Source organism: Pseudomonas sp. AP3_22 TE3818, from assembly GCF_053628995.1.
On record NZ_JBRJHL010000001.1, the window covers coordinates 4,484,661 to 4,504,236 of the forward strand.

Annotated in this window: 18 protein-coding genes; 11 read left to right on the top strand and 7 right to left on the bottom strand. The window is 59.3% G+C overall.

Annotated elements, in window-relative coordinates; genetic code table 11:
* Positions 1 to 81: 81 nt before the first annotated feature.
* Positions 82 to 876 (bottom strand): exodeoxyribonuclease III, encoded by a 795-nt coding sequence (locus AB7M25_RS20410; protein WP_429517978.1) that lies wholly within the window; start codon positions 874 to 876, stop codon positions 82 to 84.
* Positions 877 to 1,114: 238 nt separating this feature from the next.
* On the opposite strand from AB7M25_RS20410, the gene AB7M25_RS20415 reads away from it, so the two are divergent.
* Positions 1,115 to 1,441, top strand: coding sequence for a hypothetical protein (locus AB7M25_RS20415; protein ID WP_429381616.1), 327 nt, complete (start codon positions 1,115 to 1,117; stop codon positions 1,439 to 1,441).
* Positions 1,442 to 1,475: 34 nt separating this feature from the next.
* On the opposite strand, the gene AB7M25_RS20420 is transcribed toward AB7M25_RS20415, so the two are convergent.
* Together AB7M25_RS20420 and AB7M25_RS20425 are read right to left on the bottom strand one after the other, a co-directional pair.
* Complete coding sequence (locus tag AB7M25_RS20420) at positions 1,476 to 2,882, bottom strand: DUF1254 domain-containing protein (protein ID WP_429381614.1); 1,407 nt, start codon at positions 2,880 to 2,882, stop codon at positions 1,476 to 1,478.
* A gap of 112 nt (positions 2,883 to 2,994) precedes the next feature.
* Positions 2,995 to 4,566 carry a sensor domain-containing diguanylate cyclase gene (locus AB7M25_RS20425; RefSeq protein WP_454237937.1) on the bottom strand — a complete coding sequence of 524 codons (1,572 nt, stop codon included), beginning with the start codon at positions 4,564 to 4,566 and terminating at the stop codon, positions 2,995 to 2,997.
* Positions 4,567 to 4,776: 210 nt separating this feature from the next.
* On the opposite strand from AB7M25_RS20425, the gene AB7M25_RS20430 reads away from it, so the two are divergent.
* Positions 4,777 to 5,244, top strand: coding sequence for a hypothetical protein (locus tag AB7M25_RS20430; RefSeq protein ID WP_429517981.1), 468 nt, complete (start codon positions 4,777 to 4,779; stop codon positions 5,242 to 5,244).
* A 275-nt stretch (positions 5,245 to 5,519) separates the two neighbouring features.
* Here the strand turns inward: AB7M25_RS20430 and AB7M25_RS20435 are convergent, their stop codons facing one another.
* The gene (locus AB7M25_RS20435; protein WP_454237938.1) at positions 5,520 to 7,274 is read right to left on the bottom strand and encodes a L,D-transpeptidase family protein; all 1,755 of its coding nucleotides are present in this window, start codon (positions 7,272 to 7,274) and stop codon (positions 5,520 to 5,522) included.
* Positions 7,275 to 7,356: 82 nt separating this feature from the next.
* Between AB7M25_RS20435 and AB7M25_RS20440 the strand changes: the two genes are divergently transcribed.
* From AB7M25_RS20440 to AB7M25_RS20465, 6 genes are all read left to right on the top strand, one after another.
* A complete protein-coding gene (locus tag AB7M25_RS20440) occupies positions 7,357 to 8,082 on the top strand; it encodes a murein L,D-transpeptidase catalytic domain family protein (protein ID WP_429381606.1) in 726 nt (241 codons plus the stop codon).
* A gap of 80 nt (positions 8,083 to 8,162) precedes the next feature.
* Positions 8,163 to 9,869, top strand: a complete 1,707-nt coding sequence (locus AB7M25_RS20445) for a copper resistance system multicopper oxidase (RefSeq protein WP_429381604.1) — start codon at positions 8,163 to 8,165, stop codon at positions 9,867 to 9,869.
* Between the two features lie 10 nt (positions 9,870 to 9,879).
* Positions 9,880 to 10,743 (top strand): copper resistance protein B, encoded by an 864-nt coding sequence (locus AB7M25_RS20450; protein ID WP_429517985.1) that lies wholly within the window; start codon positions 9,880 to 9,882, stop codon positions 10,741 to 10,743.
* Between the two features lie 52 nt (positions 10,744 to 10,795).
* The gene (gene copC / locus AB7M25_RS20455; protein WP_429381600.1) at positions 10,796 to 11,179 is read left to right on the top strand and encodes a copper homeostasis periplasmic binding protein CopC; all 384 of its coding nucleotides are present in this window, start codon (positions 10,796 to 10,798) and stop codon (positions 11,177 to 11,179) included.
* 3 nt (positions 11,180 to 11,182) lie between these two features.
* Positions 11,183 to 12,106: a copper homeostasis membrane protein CopD gene (gene copD / locus AB7M25_RS20460; RefSeq protein WP_429517986.1), complete on the top strand. Its 924-nt coding sequence runs from the start codon at positions 11,183 to 11,185 to the stop codon at positions 12,104 to 12,106.
* A gap of 116 nt (positions 12,107 to 12,222) precedes the next feature.
* Positions 12,223 to 12,984 carry a transporter substrate-binding domain-containing protein gene (locus AB7M25_RS20465; protein WP_429381768.1) on the top strand — a complete coding sequence of 254 codons (762 nt, stop codon included), beginning with the start codon at positions 12,223 to 12,225 and terminating at the stop codon, positions 12,982 to 12,984.
* 67 nt (positions 12,985 to 13,051) lie between these two features.
* On the opposite strand, the gene AB7M25_RS20470 is transcribed toward AB7M25_RS20465, so the two are convergent.
* Positions 13,052 to 13,273: a hypothetical protein gene (locus AB7M25_RS20470; protein ID WP_429381596.1), complete on the bottom strand. Its 222-nt coding sequence runs from the start codon at positions 13,271 to 13,273 to the stop codon at positions 13,052 to 13,054.
* 797 nt (positions 13,274 to 14,070) lie between these two features.
* Here AB7M25_RS20470 and AB7M25_RS20475 point away from each other — a divergent pair.
* Both AB7M25_RS20475 and AB7M25_RS20480 read left to right on the top strand, forming a co-directional pair.
* Positions 14,071 to 14,508 carry a winged helix-turn-helix domain-containing protein gene (locus tag AB7M25_RS20475; RefSeq protein ID WP_429381594.1) on the top strand — a complete coding sequence of 146 codons (438 nt, stop codon included), beginning with the start codon at positions 14,071 to 14,073 and terminating at the stop codon, positions 14,506 to 14,508.
* A 1,466-nt stretch (positions 14,509 to 15,974) separates the two neighbouring features.
* On the top strand, positions 15,975 to 16,247 hold the full coding sequence (locus AB7M25_RS20480; protein WP_429381592.1) for a pyocin activator PrtN family protein: 273 nt from the start codon (positions 15,975 to 15,977) through the stop codon (positions 16,245 to 16,247).
* Here AB7M25_RS20480 and AB7M25_RS20485 read toward each other — a convergent pair.
* A complete protein-coding gene (locus tag AB7M25_RS20485) occupies positions 16,222 to 17,373 on the bottom strand; it encodes a tyrosine-type recombinase/integrase (protein ID WP_429381590.1) in 1,152 nt (383 codons plus the stop codon). The two genes, AB7M25_RS20480 and AB7M25_RS20485, sit on opposite strands and share 26 nt — an antisense overlap.
* Positions 17,374 to 17,476: 103 nt before the next feature.
* On the opposite strand from AB7M25_RS20485, the gene dusA reads away from it, so the two are divergent.
* Entirely contained in the window at positions 17,477 to 18,487 is a 1,011-nt protein-coding gene (gene dusA / locus AB7M25_RS20490) for a tRNA dihydrouridine(20/20a) synthase DusA (RefSeq protein WP_429381588.1), read from the top strand.
* A gap of 55 nt (positions 18,488 to 18,542) precedes the next feature.
* Here the strand turns inward: dusA and AB7M25_RS20495 are convergent, their stop codons facing one another.
* Positions 18,543 to 19,376 (bottom strand): undecaprenyl-diphosphate phosphatase, encoded by an 834-nt coding sequence (locus AB7M25_RS20495; protein WP_429381586.1) that lies wholly within the window; start codon positions 19,374 to 19,376, stop codon positions 18,543 to 18,545.
* Positions 19,377 to 19,576 lie beyond the last annotated feature (200 nt).

The window sequence follows — 19,576 nt, forward strand, 5'->3', positions numbered from 1 at the left end:
GCTCCGCCAATGGTCGCTATGTATACGGGATCCGGCACGGCCACCGACAATTGATTTAGCCAATCACTCGTCATGAAAAACTCAACGCCGCCTGCGCGAACCCAATTGAATCCAGGTCGGCGCATGGTCGCTGGCGTGGGGCTCATTGCGCACCCAGGCATCTACCCCGGCGTCTTGCAGGTACGGACTCATGGCCGGGTTGAGCAGCAGATGATCAATGCGCAGACCGGAGTTTTTCTGCCAGTGCTGGCGGAAGTAATCCCAGAACGTGTAGAGCCGATCCTGCGGATGCAAGTGCCGCAATGAATCGGTCCAGCCCTGGTCCAGCAACCGCTGGTAGCACTCGCGGCTCTCCGGTTGCAGCAAGGCGTCCTTGAGCCACGAGCGCGGGTTATAGATGTCCAGGTCGGTGGGCACCACGTTGTAGTCACCCGCCAGCACCACCGGATGTTCACTGCCTTGAAGCGCCTGCGCGTAACGGATCAGTCGCTCGAACCATGCCAGCTTGTACTCGAATTTCGGCCCCGGCTGCGGGTTGCCGTTGGGTAGATACAGGCAACCCACCAGAACCCCGTGGACCGCGGCTTCCAGATAACGACTATGGTTGTCGCTGTCATCGCCGGGCAACCCGCGTCGGCTCTCCAGCGGCTGCGCATCCCGCGCCAGGATCGCCACGCCGTTCCATGACGCCTGACCCTGCCAGATAGCGCCGTAGCCGAGCGCTTCAAGATCGGCAGCCGGGAATGCGCTGTCCACTGCCTTCAATTCCTGCAAGCAGGCGATGTCCGGTTTTTCCCGCTCAAGCCAGGCCAGCAGGTTGGGCAGCCGGGCGCGCAGGCCATTGACGTTGAACGTGGCGATCCGCAGCTTCTTCATGAACGGACACTCCTGAGGACGAGGTGCCTGACGTGTGACACCAGCACGTTTCGCAGGTTGCGTCAGCGGTCCCGGGGGCGGTGACGAAAGGCATGCTGCAGACAGTTGCTCCCACAGGGCTCTCGTTGGGCCATGGATTGGTGGCCCACCAAGGCCCGCGCCACTCGTCAACCGGATCGGCACCCACCGTGTGCCCTGTCACACTAACATCAGGTAATGACTCATCCTGGAGACGACCATGATGAACATAAAAATGACTTCGCTGCTCATGGCCGCATGGTTGGCGGCTACGTCCGTGGCCACCTTTGCGGCGTCCGGCGAGGGTCCTGGCGCGACCGGTACGGCACCCGCCGCAACCCGCAGTTCAACCATGCAGCCAGACAGCAACAGGCCCGGCTCCCCCTCCAGCGACTCAGGCCGCAGTCATGGCTCCGGCTCGTCAATGGGCAGCACCGGCGTCAATGGTCCGGGCAGTGGCGCGGGCGGTGGCACCGGTGCCCCCGGAGGTGGAACAGGCGGCGCTGGCGGCGGGACGGGCAGTTGGACAAACAAAAGCAGCCAATGACATGACGTCGTTGGCTGCTTTTTTCGTCCAGGGCTTACAGCTGCTTGATCGCCGGCGGGTTCCACTTGCCATTCAGCGCCTCGGCTTTCGGGCCGTACAAACGCATGGTCAGATTGAATGAGCCTTTGGGCGCCGGCAGCCAGTTGGCCTCCAGATCCTTACCGGGGCTTTCGTTCTGGAAATAGAGGTCCAGCGAGCCATCGGCGTTGCTCTTGAACGGCATCCAGCTACTGACCGCAAAACGGTTGAGTGAATTGCCGACCTGGAAACCTTGCGGGTCATACAGGGTGACCGACCAGAAGGCGTTCACCGGCGGTGTCTCGCCCTTGCTGAAATGCAACACGTATTTGTTCGCGCCATCGAGTGGCTTGCCGTTGCTGTCGCCGATGTTCAACGGATAAATCGCGTCCTCGGGCAGGTTGGCGCCGAGCCCCACCTGCGTAACGATGGCACGCTTGAGGTAGTAGTTGCCGTACACGCCCATGGTGTCGGTGTTCATCGACCAGCCATTGACCTCCCGCGCCAGGGTCGGCACTTTCCAGCTCATCAAGGCCTGCGCATCCTGGGGCACCCTTTGCAGCGCGGCCTGGATTTGCGGGTCCAGCGCCTCCATGTTGAACGACTTACCGACTTCGATTCCAAGACGCTTGATCTGCGCCAGCATTGGCTGGTCGGTGCTGTGCGGCGGGTTCACCTTCAGCAACTCGGCAGCGTAAGTGAAGTAATCGGCCGCCGACATGGAGTCGACCTGAATCTTCGGTGGCGTTTTCATGTCCACTGCCGGGTCGATTTTCACGGTGACGGCTTCTGGCTCCTTACCCAACCGGGACAACGGCGTCACCGTGTAGCCGGCCTGGATCTTATGCACCGCCGCGTAATCCGCCGCGCCGTCAGTTTTGGTACGGCCGATGACCCACACAAACGGGGTTGGCGCCGGCAGATGACTCATCCCGGCGGGCACCGTGCCGGTCCACCCTGGCGGCGTCACCAGAAATTGGCCGGCCTCGGTGCCCGTGGTGCGCCAGCCCGGCGACGCGAACACGTCGGTCCACATATCGAGCATTGGCAGCAGGTAGAAACGCCCGTCGGTATCCGGCGCGGCGACCACCAGCGGCTCCTTGGTCAAATCCAGCCAGGCAATCGAATACAAGGTGTCGAAGTTGGAGCGCACCACCCCTTTGAAATCGGCTGGCGGGTACTGCGGCACACTGACAAACATGTTCATCGGGCCCTTGCCGAATTCCTTGCCCGGCTCGATGTTGGTGAATTGCTTGCGGGTGATGTCCATGCTCAGCAGCGGGTAAAAATAGATGTAAGCATCCACGCCGATGGTATGCGCTTCTTCGGCGGTGATTTTCGGTTGCGCTTGGCTGACCAGCGGAAAAATGGCAGCGGCTGCGACGGTCAGAGCAACGGCTGTCAACGTTTGAGGTAGCAACATGTTGGCGATCGTCCTTACGTGGGGGAGCCTGCCGGGTTCGACAGCGCTAACGGAACTCTAGACGATCAATTCTGACTGGCCAGCAAGACGGTCCACCGGCAACAAAAGCACTTCAACGATCAGAGCGCATCAATGCCTCGCAAGCACCGGCCATCGACAACGTAGCCACGCGGTTCCGCCCCGAATGCTTGGCCTGATACAACGCCGCATCGGCCCGCTCGACAAACACGTCCATGCTGTCACGCCCCGAGGGCACGAACGAATAGCAACCGAGACTGACCGTCACGTAACCATTGGGCGAGCCGGTGTGAGTGATGTTCTTGTCGATGACACTGCGACGGATCTGCTCGGCAATCGACATGGCGCCACGGATGTCGGTGTCGGGCAGCAGCACCGCAAACTCTTCACCGCCGTAACGCACCGCCAGATCGGCCTTGCGGTGGCAGCAACTCTTCAGCGCGCGTGCCACTTCGGCCAGGCAGTGATCCCCCACCACGTGGCCGTAGGTGTCGTTGTAGCGCTTGAAGTAATCGATATCGAGCATGATCAGGCTCAAGGGGCTTGCCTGCCGGGCACCGCGCCCGAACTCGATATCCAGCGCCCGTTCGAACAACCGGCGGTTGGCCAGGCCGGTCAGGCTGTCATGCGTGGCGATCAGCTCCAGCGCTTCCTGGGCCCTGCGCAAATCCGACTCGACCCGCTCACCCACGCGCACCTGATGAATGAACACCCAACCGAACAACCCCACGCCCAGCAACACCAGGGCAACGATGAGGCTGGAGCGGAACGCCGTGTCGTACCAGCCCGCGAGAATGGATTCCGTGGACGACGCCGCAGTGACCACCAGTGGATACGCCTCCAGCTGTCGGTAAGCGTACAGGCGCGTCACACCGTCGATGACGGAGGTGAATATCGCATTACCGGAGGTGGCCAGTGGCAGGGACTTCTGGAAAATCTCGCTCTGGGCCAGGGATGTGCCGATCTGCGCCTCCACAAAAGGTCGACGCGCCAATAGCGTGCCATCGGTCAAGCCGAGGAACATCGAGCCGTTGTCGTCGAGGCTGAAGCTTTTGAAGAACTGGTCGAAGTACGACATCTTGATGCCGGCCAGCAACACGCCCTGGAAATGGCCGTTCCTGTCGTTGACCCGTTTGGAAATCGGGATGATCCACTCGCCGTTTTCCCGGCTGCGGATGGCCGGGCCGATATGCGCCACCGACGATACGTTCTGCTGGTGATACTTGAAGTACTCGCGATCCGCGACCCCGGCACCCCGGGGCAGGTTTTCAAACGAGGTCACCACCCACTGGCCCTTCTGGTCGAACAACAGGATGCCGTGCAATTGATCCAGTGCCAGCACCCGCCGGGCAAAGGTCTGCTGCAAGCGGGGTCGCATGTCCTGGCCGAAACCGTCGGCCTGAATCCAGTCCACCAGGCTGGTCAGCACCAGGTCAGCCTTCATGAAGGTGTCTTCGGCTTGCTGCGCCATGGCCCGCGTCAGGTTCGAAGACGCCACTTGCGCCAGGCTCAGATCATGGCGACGGGACTGTTCCAGTTGCAGGTAGAGCAAACCACACAGGCACAGACACACTGTGGCAATGAACAACACCGCGGCCTTGCGCAGCGGTATGCGTTTCAATGCAACGCCAGGGGCGTGGTCCGGGTTGTTAAAGCGCGTGGGCAAACGTTCATCCTGTCGGGGGCATGGCATGGGCAACGGCCCAAAGCCCTCAGTTTTTGTGGGCCGTAGTTTACGGGGTTATCCGCGTCAAATGGGCAACCACTTGCCCAGCGGTATCACACCCGCCAGGCCGTGCTGCAAACATGACCCAGGGCAGCACGGCCTGCGCGTCAACGAGCTACGATTAGACTGACCTCCATACAGGGAATCGACATGAGCAAGGCAGACGAGCTCGCTGCAAAATTGAAACAGACACGGCTTACCGGCGCGGATCAGGCGATCGATGGCTGGCCGGGCCAGGTCTACGAACTGTATCAACGGATCGAGCACTGGCTGCTGCCCTTGACCGAAGCGGGCCTGGTCCTGCGGCGCAACGCCACCCACGTGATCGAAAGTCATGTCGATGGTGACGCCTACGATTACGCCATCGACCAGTTGGTCATCTCCGGCAACGGGTACAGCATGACCTTTGACCCGGTTGCACGCTTCACCGCCGATGGCGAGGGGCGCGTCGAGATTCACTCTCCGGGTAACGAGTTCGCCCTGCTGCGCACCGTGGACGAACACGGCCAAACACACTGGTGGCTACAAACGATCGAGCAAGCCACGGCACAGCTGGATGCGGTGGCGCTGACAGAAAGCGATCTGCTTGTAGTGGTGCAACAAGGGTTGGCGCTTTAGGAAGGTTGCCAAAGGGCTCGGAAAACTGTAGGAGCCAGCTTGCTGGCGATGGACTCCAGTGCGCCGCGTTTATCCAGATCACACGCGTTATCGTTCACGACCATCGCTGGCAAGCCAGCTCCTACAGGGGACCGCGTTCATCCGGTTCACACGCGTTATCGTTAACGACCATCGCTGGCAAGCCAGCTCCTACAGGGGGCCGTGCCCGCGCTCCAAACCAGTGGCCCCCCCCCCAAAAAAAATGGCGCTCCCCGAGGCGCCTTTTCAGTCTTGGGTTACTGTTGGTTCTGCCCCGTCACCACCAGCGGGATCTCTGCCTGACGCAAATCCAGGGGAGGCAATTTCGTCGGCTGACTCAAGCCCTGCAACACCCGGGCATCGTAATCATAAATGTCCGGCTTGAACGTCACCCGCCCGTCATTGCTCAGGTCCACGGTCCAATAGGCCAGCAGCACCGGCACCTTCACCGGCAGCTGGATATTCTCGGTCCTGCCATTGGCCAACTGCTTTTGAATCCCGGCGCTGTTCCAGCGCACCGGGTCGTTGAACAACAACTCGACCAGTTGCAGCGGGTTTTCCACGCGGATGCAGCCCGAGCTGGTGGCCCGGACCGTCTTGGCAAACAGTTCGCGGTGCGGCGTGTCATGCAGGTAAATCGCATAGTCGTTGGGGAAGCGGATCACTACCTGCCCCAACGAACTGTCGGGCCCGGCATCCTGACGCAGGTGGATGCCTCGCGGGTTGCTCCAGTCAACGTCCGACGGATCGAGCACATTGCCTTCGCGATCAAGCACGCGAATCCGGTTGGCCGCCAGATAGCCCGGATCGTTCTGGATTTTCGGAATCACGTCCTGCTTGAGGATGGTCGGCGGCACGGTCCAGGTCGGGTTGAACGTGATGTAGGTGATTTCGGCCTGGAACACCGGCGTACTGCGCACCGGCTTGCCGACCTGCACCCGCGAACGCCAGATCGGCAGACCGTCACGGTACATCGCCACCTTGTAGCCGGCGATATCGACGATCACGAACGTGCCCTGAAGTTTGTACAACAGCCAGCGGGCGCGCTCCATGTTGACCCGCACCTGATCGATCCGCGCCTCGACCGGCACGTTCAGCGCCGCCAGCGTCGCCGCCCCCGCCACGCCGTCGGCCCCCAGGTATTGCTCGGTCTGATACTTCTTCACCGCGGCAATGACCTTGTCGTCGTAACCGGCTTTTTTCGCCAGGTGCGGGTCCAGGTACCCGCCCGCCACCAGGCGCGCACGCAATTGTCCGACCGCCACCCCGTCCATGCCGGGCTTGAGCGATTGTCCTTCGGTGACTTTCGGCCAGCCACCCGCATCCCGCACCTGGCGTAACCGGGCCAGGCCCCCGCGCAAATTGCGGTAAATCTGTTCCTGGGGAGGCGCATCGGCGAATGCACGTGCCACGTCATGGGCATCGAGGGCGGCGAACAGGTTGTTCATGTCCTCGCGGGCATTGCTGCCGGCAGGATCGAAATTCCAGTGAATGTCCAGCCGCGACGGATCGACCTTGCCCCGGCGCAGTTGCAGCAGCGCAGTGATGAAGGTACGGGTGGCCGCCATGTCGAACATCGCCCGCTGTGCCGTGGAAGGCATGGCGGCCATCAGCGATTCATGGGCCTGGGCCAGTTCGGTGATACGGAAGTCCGCCGGGGTCAGGCCGTCGACCTTGGTGTCTTCGAGGCTCTTGAGTAACTGCAGCACATCACGATCATCCGTCCACGCGGCGCGATAGTTGCGATGCATATAGAAATCCAGCACCACCCGGCTGACGTCCACACGCTGATTGCGCCTCGACGTGAGCAACGGCGGAAAGGCCGAGCGCAGCGGTTCCAGCGTGGCCTGAATCGCCTGGCCGACTGCATCGTCAGGCGCCGCGGCATCGCTTATGCTGCTCGCTGCAGATACCGGCTCAATCGGCGAAGTTTGCGCAAATGCGGCACCGCTGATCAGAAAGCCCATAAAAAACATGCGGCTTATGACGAATGACCTTGTTAATTGCACCATGGATAATCCTTAATCCCCCGATTCAACGGCGCCAGCTTTGCGCGCGCTGCTAGACTCGAAATTATCATGATGGGACCCGACTATGGCGCTAAACCGCTTTGGCCTTTTATTTGCCATATTACTGACGTGTCTTTCAGTAACGTCAGCCTACGCCGATTCGCTTGAAAACGCGCTGGTCAAAGCAGCACCAGGCGCCGACGCCAAAGTGATTGCCCTGGCCGTTCGCGCCACCCAATGCAGCCGTGCCCAAGGCGTCGCCCCAGCCCAAAGACTGGCGGTGATCGATTACTCCCTGCCTTCGACCGAACAACGCCTGTGGGTCTTCGACCTTAAACGGCGCAAGTTGCTGTTTCACGAACTGGTCGCCCATGGCCGCAACAGCGGCGAAAACATGGCGACGCTGTTCTCCAACCAGAATGAAAGCCACGCCACCAGCCTCGGTCTGTTCCGCACCCAGCAAAGCTATCTCGGCCAGAACGGATACTCGCTGCGCATGGAAGGCCTGGAGCCCGGCTTCAACGACAACGCCTTTGACCGGGCCATCGTCATTCACGGCGCACCCTACGTCAGCCCGGTGCTGGCCCGCGCCAATGGCCGGATCGGCCGCAGCCTGGGTTGCCCGGCCGTCAGACCGGCGATTGCCCATCGGCTGATTGATTCGATGAAGGACGGGCAGTTGTTGTTTTCCTACTACCCGGATCAGCGCTGGTTGAAGTCGTCCTCCTACATCAACTGCGGCGACACCGTGGCCTCAAGGGAAAAGTCCGCTTCAAGCCAGAAAGCGACGTCCAACCTGTCAAAACTGTAATCCCCGCCTCAGCCAGCTGAAAGGCACCGCCCGCTAGCCTCGTCGACAAGTTCAACAGGCTGACGGGCGGAACACACGGCATGCACTCCCACACTTCAAGACGCACCTTCGTCAAAGGCCTGGCCATCGGCGGGCTCTTCGGCGGCCTCGGGTTATGGCGCACGCCGGTCTGGGCGATCAGCAGTCCCGGCGAACCGCAGGTGTTGGCCGGTAATGATTTCGACCTGTTCATCGGCGAATCCCCGGTCAACTTCACCGGCACCCCGCGCACTGCACTGACCATCAACGGTGGCATTCCCGGCCCGCTGCTGCGCTGGCGTGAAGGCGATACGGTGACGCTGCGGGTACGCAACAGACTCAAGGACAGCACCTCCATTCACTGGCACGGCATCTTGCTGCCGGCCAACATGGACGGTGTGCCGGGCCTGAGTTTCAAGGGCATCGAGCCGGGCGGCCTGTACGTCTACCAGTTCACCCTGCGGCAGAACGGCACCTACTGGTATCACAGCCATTCGGGGTTCCAGGAACAATCCGGCGTCTACGGCCCGCTGGTAATCGACGCCAAGGACCCGGAGCCGTTCCAGTACGACCGCGACTACGTGGTGATGCTCAGCGACTGGACCGACGAAGACCCGGTCGACCTGATGAAGACGCTGAAAAAACAGTCCGATTACTACAACTTCAACAAGCGCACCGTAGGCGACTTCATCCACGACGTCAGCGAACAAGGCTGGGGGCCGACCGTCGCCGATCGCACGATGTGGGCCGAGATGAAGATGAACCCCACCGACCTCGCGGACGTCGGCGGCGCCACTTACACCTACCTGTTGAACGGCCAGGCGCCGGACATGAACTGGACCGGGGTGTTCCGCCCGGGGGAAAAGCTGCGGCTGCGCTTCATCAACGGCTCGGCCATGAGTTACTTCGACGTGCGCATCCCCGGCCTGAAAATGACCGTGGTCGCCGCCGATGGCCTCCATGTCAAACCGGTGAGCGTCGACGAGTTTCGCATTGCCGTGGCGGAAACCTTCGACGTTATCGTCGAACCGACCGAAGCGGCCTACACCCTGTTCGCCCAGGCGATGGATCGTACCGGCTACGCACGCGGCACCCTGGCGGTGAAGGCGGGACTCGTAGCACCGCTGCCAGCACTGGACCCACGCCCCCTGGTGACCATGGATGACATGGGCATGGACGGCATGGACCACGGCAGCATGGCGAACATGGATCACAGCAACATGGCCATGGGCGACATGCCCGGCATGCAGTCCCACCCGGCCTCGGAAACCGACAACCCGCTGGTGGACATGCAAGCCATGTCCACATCAGCGAAACTCGACGACCCCGGCATGGGCCTGCGCAACAACGGGCGCCGCGTGCTCACCTACTCCAACCTGCGCAGCACCTTCGAAGACCCGGACGGCCGCGAACCCGGCCGTACCCTCGAACTGCACCTGACCGGGCACATGGAAAAATTCGCCTGGTCGTTCAACGGTGTGAAGTTCTCTGACGCAGAACCGCTGCGCCTCACGTACGGCGAGCGGCTGCGGATCGTGCTGGTCAACGACACGATGATGATGCACCCCATCCACCTGCATGGCATGTGGAGCGACCTCGAAGACGAGAACGGCCAGTTCATGGTGCGCAAACACACCATCGACATGCCACCGGGCTCCCGGCGCAGCTATCGGGTCACGGCCGATGCGCTCGGCCGCTGGGCCTATCACTGCCATCTCCTGTACCACATGGAAATGGGCATGTTCCGTGAAGTTCGCGTGGAAGAATGAGGCGCACCCCATGATTCGATTCACCCCGGTTTTTTTCGCACTCGTGACCTCGACGGCGCTGGCCGCCAGCGACGGCATGCAAGGCATGGATCACAGCCAGATGGACCACGGCCAGATGCAGAGCATGGACGAGGGCCAGATGCAGCCCGCCGCCCCCAGCGAAAGCCGTACGCCGATCCCGGTGCTGACCGATGCCGATCGCGCTGCGGTGTATACCGATCCCGCCGGCCACCATGTGCACGACACCACACTCAATTCGTTTTTCCTCACCGACAAACTGGAATGGCAGGACGCCAATGACGGCAGCACCCTGGCATGGGACTTGTCCGGCTGGGTCGGCGGCGACATCGATCGCCTGTGGCTGCGGTCCGAAGGCGAGCGCACCAATGGCGTGACCGAGGACGCGGAAATCCAGGCCCTGTGGGGCCACGCCATTTCCCCGTGGTGGGACGTCGTCAGCGGCGTGCGCCAGGACTTCAAACCCGGCGCCCCGCAAACCTGGGCCGCATTCGGCGTGCAAGGCATGGCGCTGTACAACTTCGAGGCCCAAGCCACGGCCTTCATCGGCGAAGGCGGCCAGAGCGCCGTGCGGCTGGAAGGCGACTACGACATCCTGCTGACCAACCGGCTGATCCTGCAGCCGACCCTCGAGCTCAACGCCTACGGCAAAAACGATCCGCAACGGGGCATCGGCGCGGGGCTGTCCAACACCGAGACCGGCTTGCGCCTGCGCTACGAAATCCGCCGGGAATTCGCGCCGTACCTCGGCGTGACCTGGAACCGCACCTACGGCAACACCGCCGACTACGCCAACGACGAAGGCGAGGACCGCAGCGAAACCCGCCTCGTGCTCGGACTTCGGATGTGGTTCTGAACAGACTCAGCCAAAACCAACAACAACCGCTTCGAGCGGTAAAGGACCTTGCATGCGCATCATCAAACCCACCGCCGTCGTTATCGCGTTACTCAGCGGCCTGCTCATGAGCACCCTCGCTCAAGCGCACCCCAAACTGCTCGCCTCCACTCCAGTGGAAGGCGCAGAAGGTGCGCCGCCCGACAAGATCGAACTGCATTTTTCCGAAAACCTTGTCACCCAGTTTTCCGGCGCCAAACTGCTGATGACCGAAATGCCCGGCATGGCCCACGCCCCGATGCCGGTCAAGGCCAAGGTCAGCGGCGGCAGTGATCCGAAAACCATGCTCATTACCCCGACAACAGCCTTGACTGCCGGCACCTACAAGGTCGAATGGCGCGCGGTGTCGTCGGACACCCACCCGATCACCGGCAACGTCACGTTCAAAGTGAAATGATCAATGAGCGACTCGGCCAACGTCGTTCTGCGGTTTGTGTTGTATGTGGATTTGATGCTGTTGTTTGGCGTGGCGCTGTTCGGGCTGTACAGCTTTAAAGGACAGGAACGGCTATCCGGGACGGTGCTGCCCTTTCGCCGATGGCTGACGGGAACTGCCGGACTCGGCGCGCTGCTGTCCATCGCCGGCATGGTGCTGATGGTCCGCGCCATGAGCGGCGAATCAGACGTTGCCGAGCTACGCCCTCACCTCGAGATGATGCTGTTCGAGACAGACGTCGGGATGGCCTGGGCCGTGCGGATGACTGCGTTGGCGGTCGCAGGTCTGGCGGTGATGCTCAACCCACGCGCCCCCGGCATCAGCCTGGTGATCGCCAGCACTGCCGGCGGCATCGCCCTCGCCAGCCTGGCCTGGAGCGGGCATGGCGCCATGGACGAAGGCAGCCGTCGTTACTGGCACTTCACGACAGACATCCTGCACTTGCTGGTGGCGGGCGCCTGGCTCGGCGCGTTGCTGGCGTTCGCGTTGATGGCGCAACCCCGGGGCCTGCAAACCGAAGCACACATTCGTTTGCTGGCTCACGCCATCAGGCGATTCGAGCTTGTCGGTGCGCTGATCGTCGTGATCATCACCGTGACGGGCGTGGTGAACTACCTGTTCATCCTCGGGCCGAGACTCGATGAGGTTTTACTCAGCCATTACGGAATTCTGCTGACGATCAAAGTGCTGCTGTTTGCCGGGATGCTGGTGTTGGCGGCGCTGAACCGCTTTCATCTTGGCCCCTTGCTGGAGCGGTCATTGCGCGAGGGCCAGTATCGCGTGGCAGCCCATGCACTTCGGCGCAGCGTGGTAGCGGAAATGGCTGCAGCGGTGTTGATCGTGGGGCTGGTGGCGTGGTTGGGGACGTTGAGCCCGGAAGTGGAATGAGGCATCTTCAGGGGGCATTGATTTTTCACACCGGTGAAAGTTTCACTACACTCCCCCCTTCAAAACCACTCCAGCACAAAAGCCCGATAACAATGACGAAAATCAAAAGAGCAATGATGCTCGGCGGCTTGCTCGCACTCTCCCTTGGCGCCCAGGCAGAACCTTCGCATCTGGACAGCGTCATGCAACAGGGACAACTGCGCGTTTGCACCACCGGCGACTACAAGCCCTACACCCTCAAGGCCGAGGACGGCGCGTATTCCGGCATCGACATCGCCATGGCCCGCGCCCTGGCCGACAGCCTGGGCGTCAAGGTCGAGTGGGTGCCCACCACCTGGAAAACCCTGATGCCCGACATGCTCGCCGGCAAGTGCGACATCGCCATGGGCGGCATCTCGGTCACCCTGGAACGGCAGAGAAAAGCCTTCTTCAGCAACATCCTGGACGTCGACGGCAAAATCCCGCTGGTGCGTTGCGAAGACCAGGCGCTGTACCAGACGGTCGAACAGATCAACCAGCCCTCGGTTCGCCTGGTCGAACCCGCCGGCGGCACCAACGAAGCGTTCGTCCACGCCTACCTGCCCCAGGCGCAATTGCAGCTGCGCGATAACCTGAGCATCTTCCAGGAACTGCTGGATAAAAAGGCTGACGTGATGATCACCGATGCATCGGAGGCGCTGTATCAGCAGAAGCTCAAACCGGGCCTGTGCGCCGTCAACCCGACGCACCACATGCAATACGGCGAAAAAGCCTACCTGCTACCCCGTGACGACATCACCTGGAAGCTGTACGTCGATCAGTGGCTGCACCTGGCCAAGGCAACGGGCAATTATCAGAAGATTCTGCGGCAGTGGTTGGCGGTGCCAAACGCGAAGTAATGGATTGTTTTTTTCGCACAACAAGGGCACTCCCGAGGGAGCGCCCTTGTTGATTGTGCAGCGCGTATCAATCGCCGTGCAGCAAACTCGAGCTGTACTCGCCAAAACTATTGCCCAACGCACTGCCATGGAAATTCATCTGGTTGACGTTGCTGTGGGTGGGACCCGGGCCAAAGCCGGCCGGCTGCACCGAGTCAGCCGAATAATCGCGAGGGGCACTCACACCCGAACAGGCGCTCAACAGCACGGCACCTGCGATTAGCGAGACCTTGATCAGGTTTGCGAACATTTTTTCCTTCCTGTGGGTTGAGGCGCGGGGGACATGACCTTTGGCGGTCATCCTATGCCTCGGCTGTGCCGGGCATCATGAAACTTTGTGGGGTGATAGCGTTGGTTCAGGAACCGTGTGCACCTGGCGATCGCTCACTGCCTTGGGGATCGACATTGTCCAAACTTCGATTCACCAACAAGTCGCCCACCCATAGCCAGTTGCCGCATCGACAGCGCCCCGCGCACAGCCGCCATAATTTAACAGCAGCCTTGAAAGAAGCGCCTGCCTAAATTCAGGTGGCGCCTGTGCGCCCAGATCTTGTGAAGGACTTCCACACCCTTGACACTGAATTTGCAGCGACGCAAAAAAGCTATCCCGGTGGCTGAGGGAGTGCAACGCGGGCGATGGAGACGCGAGCTGCAGGAAATATCTGACATTTTCGTACTGAATTAAACAGACCTGATTGCCGGTATTCGGACTCCTGAGCCCCGTCATCCCAATCCTGATAAACTCCCCACCTCCCAGCCTCACCGATTCCAGATTGCCAATGTCCGCAGCCAACGCTACACCCGCCCCGCCGTCTCGCCGTTTCTCCGTCGCGCCCATGATGGATTGGAACATCTAATCCTGAAAGCCTTGTAAATAAAGGCTTACAGATGATCTGTTTTTACCGCGTACCTCTTTCGTACCACCATCTCTATCCATTAGATGTAGTGGTCAACTAATCCCAGACACGACGTTAAGTTTTTTTCGTCGTCTGTTTACAGTGGGCACACCTCTTGGGCTACGCTTTTCTTATGCATGGAGGAAGCGCTATGCCAGAAGATCTAACACCCGCTCCGCTCAACCCTTCCGAGGGAGACTTTATAGCCCTCGGACGTACTATCGATGAGGTTTCTGTCTGGTTCGACCCACGTGGCTCTACGCGTGTATCTAACAGCATCAATATGCCGAAGTTACAAACTTGGGCGCTCAACAAACCCCAACGTCTGCTTTCTAACAATCTAACGATTATCAATTTAACTCGCACGGAGTGCGTAGTGCTTGACTTATTAGCAAGCTGCAAGGAGCGCGTTGTTAGCAATGAGGAAATCCTTATGAAGTTAAATAAGGACCCTTATAATTACAAAGGGTTGCCCATGTGCCTCAGTAGATTGCAAGCGAAATTCAAGAGGTTCACCAAAGGCGACCGCCTCCTCCGTTCAGTAAGAAGTCGTGGTTACTGCCTGATCCAAACAATAAATCCTGAATGAGTTTTAAGTCTCTGACTCATGACTGAGACCGCTTTCACGAAGCAATGGCACGCGATCAAGGCGATCAGACCGTGATCGCCGTTGCCGGTGATAGCACCAATTCTTTGAGCTCGCGCCAGTCCCTCCTTAGTTACTCAGCTTGGGCTTACTACCACGATCCAGCATCCCGCCAGGGCCTGCAGCGCCCCATGCTCATCCATGTAGCGATTGCCTGTCGCTCCAATCCCGACACTATCCACACGCTTCACCCGCAACTGAAATCGCACTGGCCCACAACTGCCGTTCGTACGTGCGCGCCTGCATGTAGGCGATTATAGATCCCAAAATTTTTTGGCCAAAAAAAGAGTAACATCAGTAATCTTGACTGCTCCGTTCGCTCAACCATTGAAAATAAAGGTTTTTTCATCCTGCAAAAAGGTAATCTTTAAGTAATATTGAAGTAATCTGATTACTCTATTTTAATGCAATCCTTCATCACACTGAAATCCTTACAAATCAATGCTTTACAGATTAATTACTTTTTCAGTTACTCCACTGTTACTCCTTTTTGTAATCCTCAAGCTCACGGAATACGTGGCCTCCGGACTGAAAGTCTCAATACAGTTACCGAAATTACTCTTTCTCAGACCTCTCCCCTCCCCTGTAACTGCTGGGCAACCACGCCCTCACTGGAACTCTCCCCTCGGTGCAGGGTTCCGCAGGCTTTTTCCACCACACATTCGCGTGCGCAGCCCCCAGCTTGGGCGGGTTTTAGCTGGGTGCGGGTATGCAGAAAAAACGACACATTTAGCCCGCAGGCGTGGCGGGGGGACGACGGCGCGCGCCAGGTTAAGACTAGCCTACCCAGCCGACCTTGCACCAAAAAAGGGCAACACCCTTCCTCCGTCCGAGGCGCGATAGATCTCCCCCGCAGGACCTCAGCGCACAGCCCAAGTAAGTCTGGATGCCATTCTGATTTCGGCGGCAAGGGAGGCATTCGAGAGTGTTGGACATGCGTTGTTTCCCGGACAGGGTTGCCAGGCTGCGAAGAGGAAAGAGTCTCGTGATCTAAAGTGACCACCGCGCTGCCACAATGAACAGAAAGGAACTCCCGCCGGTACGTCCCATGCGCTACGCTGGCCCTGGCCATCAGGGCGCAATCACAAGGAGCAAGACCTATGCGAATGAGTGAATTGGCAGAAGTGGTGCATGTAGCCTATGTGCTGGGCAAGCCCAAGGACAAGGCAGGTTTTTTTGCCGTCGGATAAGGTAACGTCGCTTTTATCCAAGAGCCCTCACCTAAGCCAAGTGCGGGGACTTTTTTCTGGGCTGGAGAAACCGAATTGCTAGGAGCAATGTATGGAAACAGAAGAAAAGTGCACAAACAGAAACATCCCTCTCCCAATTCAACGCGAAGTTAGGCAGCGCTGCGGATTTGGATGTGTAATATGTGGAATGCCATTATATGAATATGAGCGCATGGCGGAATGGGCTACTTTATCCTGATGGCTCAGTACGATGGCCAAGCAATCATCCCGCTGGAGCTGGCTTGCCGGGATTACTTCACCCATCTGACGCCGGACATGTTCCAGCGCAAGGTGATGAGCGGTCAGATCAAGCTGCCTATCACCCGCCTGGAACCGAGCCAGAAGTCGGCCAAGGGCATCCACCTCTCCGACTTGGCCGCGTATCTGGACTTACAACGCGCGGCCGCTGTTAAAGAACACAGCCAGCTCAACAGGTTAAAACACGCCTATTGAGCCACTTCATTGATGCGGCGCCCAGTTGGACGGGTGCCCTCAATATCTTCTCGTACCACTCCCACCCCAAATATCGATCACCCTTGCCCCTCAGGTGGGTGTAACGCCTCATCGAATTCCAATCCCTGTGTCCGGAAACGCTTGCCACACGCGGGATATCCCAATCCATTTCAAACAGGCGACTGACTCCTTCATGGCGAAGATCGTGGAAGTGCAAATCTGCGATTTCCAGGAACTTGCAAGCTTTCGCCCATGACGTAGAGATAGATTCAGGACTGTAGGGGAAGATATCGTCGCCGACCTTCGGCATTGCCTGGAGGATCTGCCATGCTTCGTCCGGTAGGTAACACCAAACATCGTTGCCGATCTTCTGCCCGGGGTTCTTCATGTCGCGCACCAGCACCCGCTGACCAGGCTCGTCGACATCCGCCCAGCGAATACGCGTTATTTCATCCAGCCGGCGCATGGAAAACAGGGCAAAACCCACGACTTTCAGCATATTGATGACGGTCGGACGCCTCGCCTGCATGTCCTGGTAGTACTTCAGCACCTTTTCCAATTCGTCCAAAGTCGGTCGGCGGTCACGCTCCCGGCTTTTCAGGTTGTAGCCCAGCTTGCGTAGCACCCGCCTGGCGCCGCCCATGGCGAGCGGATCAACCTGGTAACCCCATGCGTCTTTGGCAATCGCTAGTACAGCCCCGAGGTGGGCGAGGTCATTGCCGGCGGTTTGTGGCTGAACCCCACCACCCTCCGGACTCATCCGCCAAAGTGCAAAATCGACCAGGCACTGAGTATTGATATCCGTATCGGTCAACTCGCCTAGGTACGTCTCACCGATGGCGTTGAGTGTCGCTCGCTTGGTCTTGCCCAGCGGCCGGGCTTTCTCGACTTCGACCAGGTAGCGATCGGTCATCTCTTTGAGAGTGGTACCCTTGCGGCTCGCCCGCTCGATCGCACCAGGCTCATCCAGCTCCGACTCGCGCTTACGCGCCCAAATCTGGGCGGCCTGTTTTCGGGCGAAGGTCTGGCTCTCTTGGTAGACTTGCACTCCGTCGCGCTTGATGCGGATCTGAGCCGTGTAGCTCACAGTCCCATCTGCCAGTTTTCTTGCCCTGATAGTCGCCATATCGAAAGTGGTACGCGTCAGTTTTTGAGTAGTACATCGTACCACCGAGACTTAAAAAACGCCTGAAAACGCCCCAAAACACGCTGAAAACACGTTGAGTAAAATGATTCAAAAACAGAGCTTTAGCCCAGCAGAATCAAGCCCCGCACTGTCTCGGCGCTTCAGCGTTGCACCCATGATGGATTGGACCGACCGCCACTGCCGCTTCTTCCTGCGCCTGCTGTCGAAAAACGCCCTGCTCTACACCGAAATGGTCACCACCGGTGCCCTGCTCAACGGCGATCACGAGCGTTTCCTGCGCCACAACGAGGCCGAGCATCCGCTGGCGTTGCAGCTTGGCGGCAGTGTGCCGCTGGACCTGGCGGCGTGTGCGCGCATGGCACAGGAGCATGGTTACGACGAGGTGAACCTGAATGTCGGCTGCCCGAGCGATCGGGTGCAGAACAATATGATCGGTGCGTGCCTGATGGGACATCCGCAGTTGGTGGCCGATTGTGTGAAGGCGATGCGTGATGCGGTGTCGATTCCAGTGACGGTCAAGCACCGTATCGGGATCAATGGCCGGGACAGTTACGAGGAGCTGTGTGATTTCGTCGGCACGGTGCGGGATGCCGGGTGCACCAGTTTTACCGTGCACGCGCGGATTGCGATTCTGGAGGGGTTGTCGCCGAAGGAGAACCGTGACATCCCGCCTCTGCGTTATGACGTAGCAGCGCGGTTGAAGGCGGATTTTCCTGAACTGGAGATTATCCTCAACGGCGGCATCAAGACGCTGGAGGCCTGCCACGAGCATTTGCAGACGTTCGACGGCGTGATGCTGGGCCGCGAGGCGTATCACAACCCTTATGTGATGGCCCAGGTGGACCAGCAGTTGTTCGGCAGTACGGCGCCGGTGATCACCCGTGCCGAAGCACTGGCGCAGTTGCGGCCGTATATCGCTGCACACATCGATGCCGGCGGTTCGATGCACCACATCACGCGGCATGTGTTGGGGCTGGGTACCGGGTTCCCGGGGGCGCGCAAGTTTCGGCAGTTGTTGTCGGTGGATATCCACAAGGCCAAGGAGCCCCTGGCCTTGCTCGATCAAGCGGCCGGGTTGCTTGAAGGGCGTTGATGCCCGGTTGTTCTCGCCATTTAAACCAGGCGGTTCGATCCGCCTGGCTCGCCGGTCAGCTGGCGGCCGCCGCCGTCCAGTTCACCCAACCGAATGCCCAGGTCGCCAGGATCAACAATCCGAAAACAATCCGGTACCACGCGAACGCGGCATAACTGTGGTTCGCAATGAACTTGAGCAAGCCGCGCACGGCGATCATGGCGAAAAAGAACGCCGTGACGAACCCAAGGGCGAAAACCGGCAGGTCCCCGGCCTGGAACAGCTCCCGGTACTTGTAGCCTGAATACACCGCCGCACCGACCATGGTGGGCATCGCCAGGAAGAACGAGTACTCGGTGGCGGCCTTGCGCGACAGGCCAAACAGCAACCCGCCGATAATGGTCGATCCGGAACGGGAAGTGCCCGGTATCATCGCCAGGCATTGCGCGAAGCCTACCTTCAGCGCATCCGGCCAGCGCATGTCGTCGACATGGTCGACGTGCACCACGTGGTCCCTCTGCTCTGCCCACAACATGACAACGCCCCCCACCACTAATGCCACTGCCACAGTGATCGGATTAAACAGATACTCATGGATCTTATCGGCGAACAATACCCCCAAGACCACTGCCGGAAGAAAACCGATTAATAGATTCAAGGTGAAACGTTGTGCATTGCGTTGGGTCGGTAAGCCGGTAACGATATCGAGAATCTTGCGACGGAACTCCCAGACAACCGCCAGGATCGCGCCCAATTGAATGATGATGTTAAAGGCCATGGCTCGCTCGCCGCCGAAGCTGAGCAAGTCCGCGACAACTATCTGGTGCCCCGTACTTGATATAGGCAAAAATTCCGTCAGACCTTCGACCATCCCTAAAATCAACACTGATATGGTTGTCCAAAGATCCATCAACCCCCCCTCACCAACAAATACCAATGCGTCGACCCCGCTCTAATTCAACGCCAACACGAAAGTAAAGCGCATTAGGCCGATTAATAAAACCCAATGTTATGAAATGTCCATGACCGATACCACCAACATGAACGTTATACAACAGTTAATATTGGATAGTGCTGAGCCAAACAAAAGCAATAACTCGCATTTAAAAC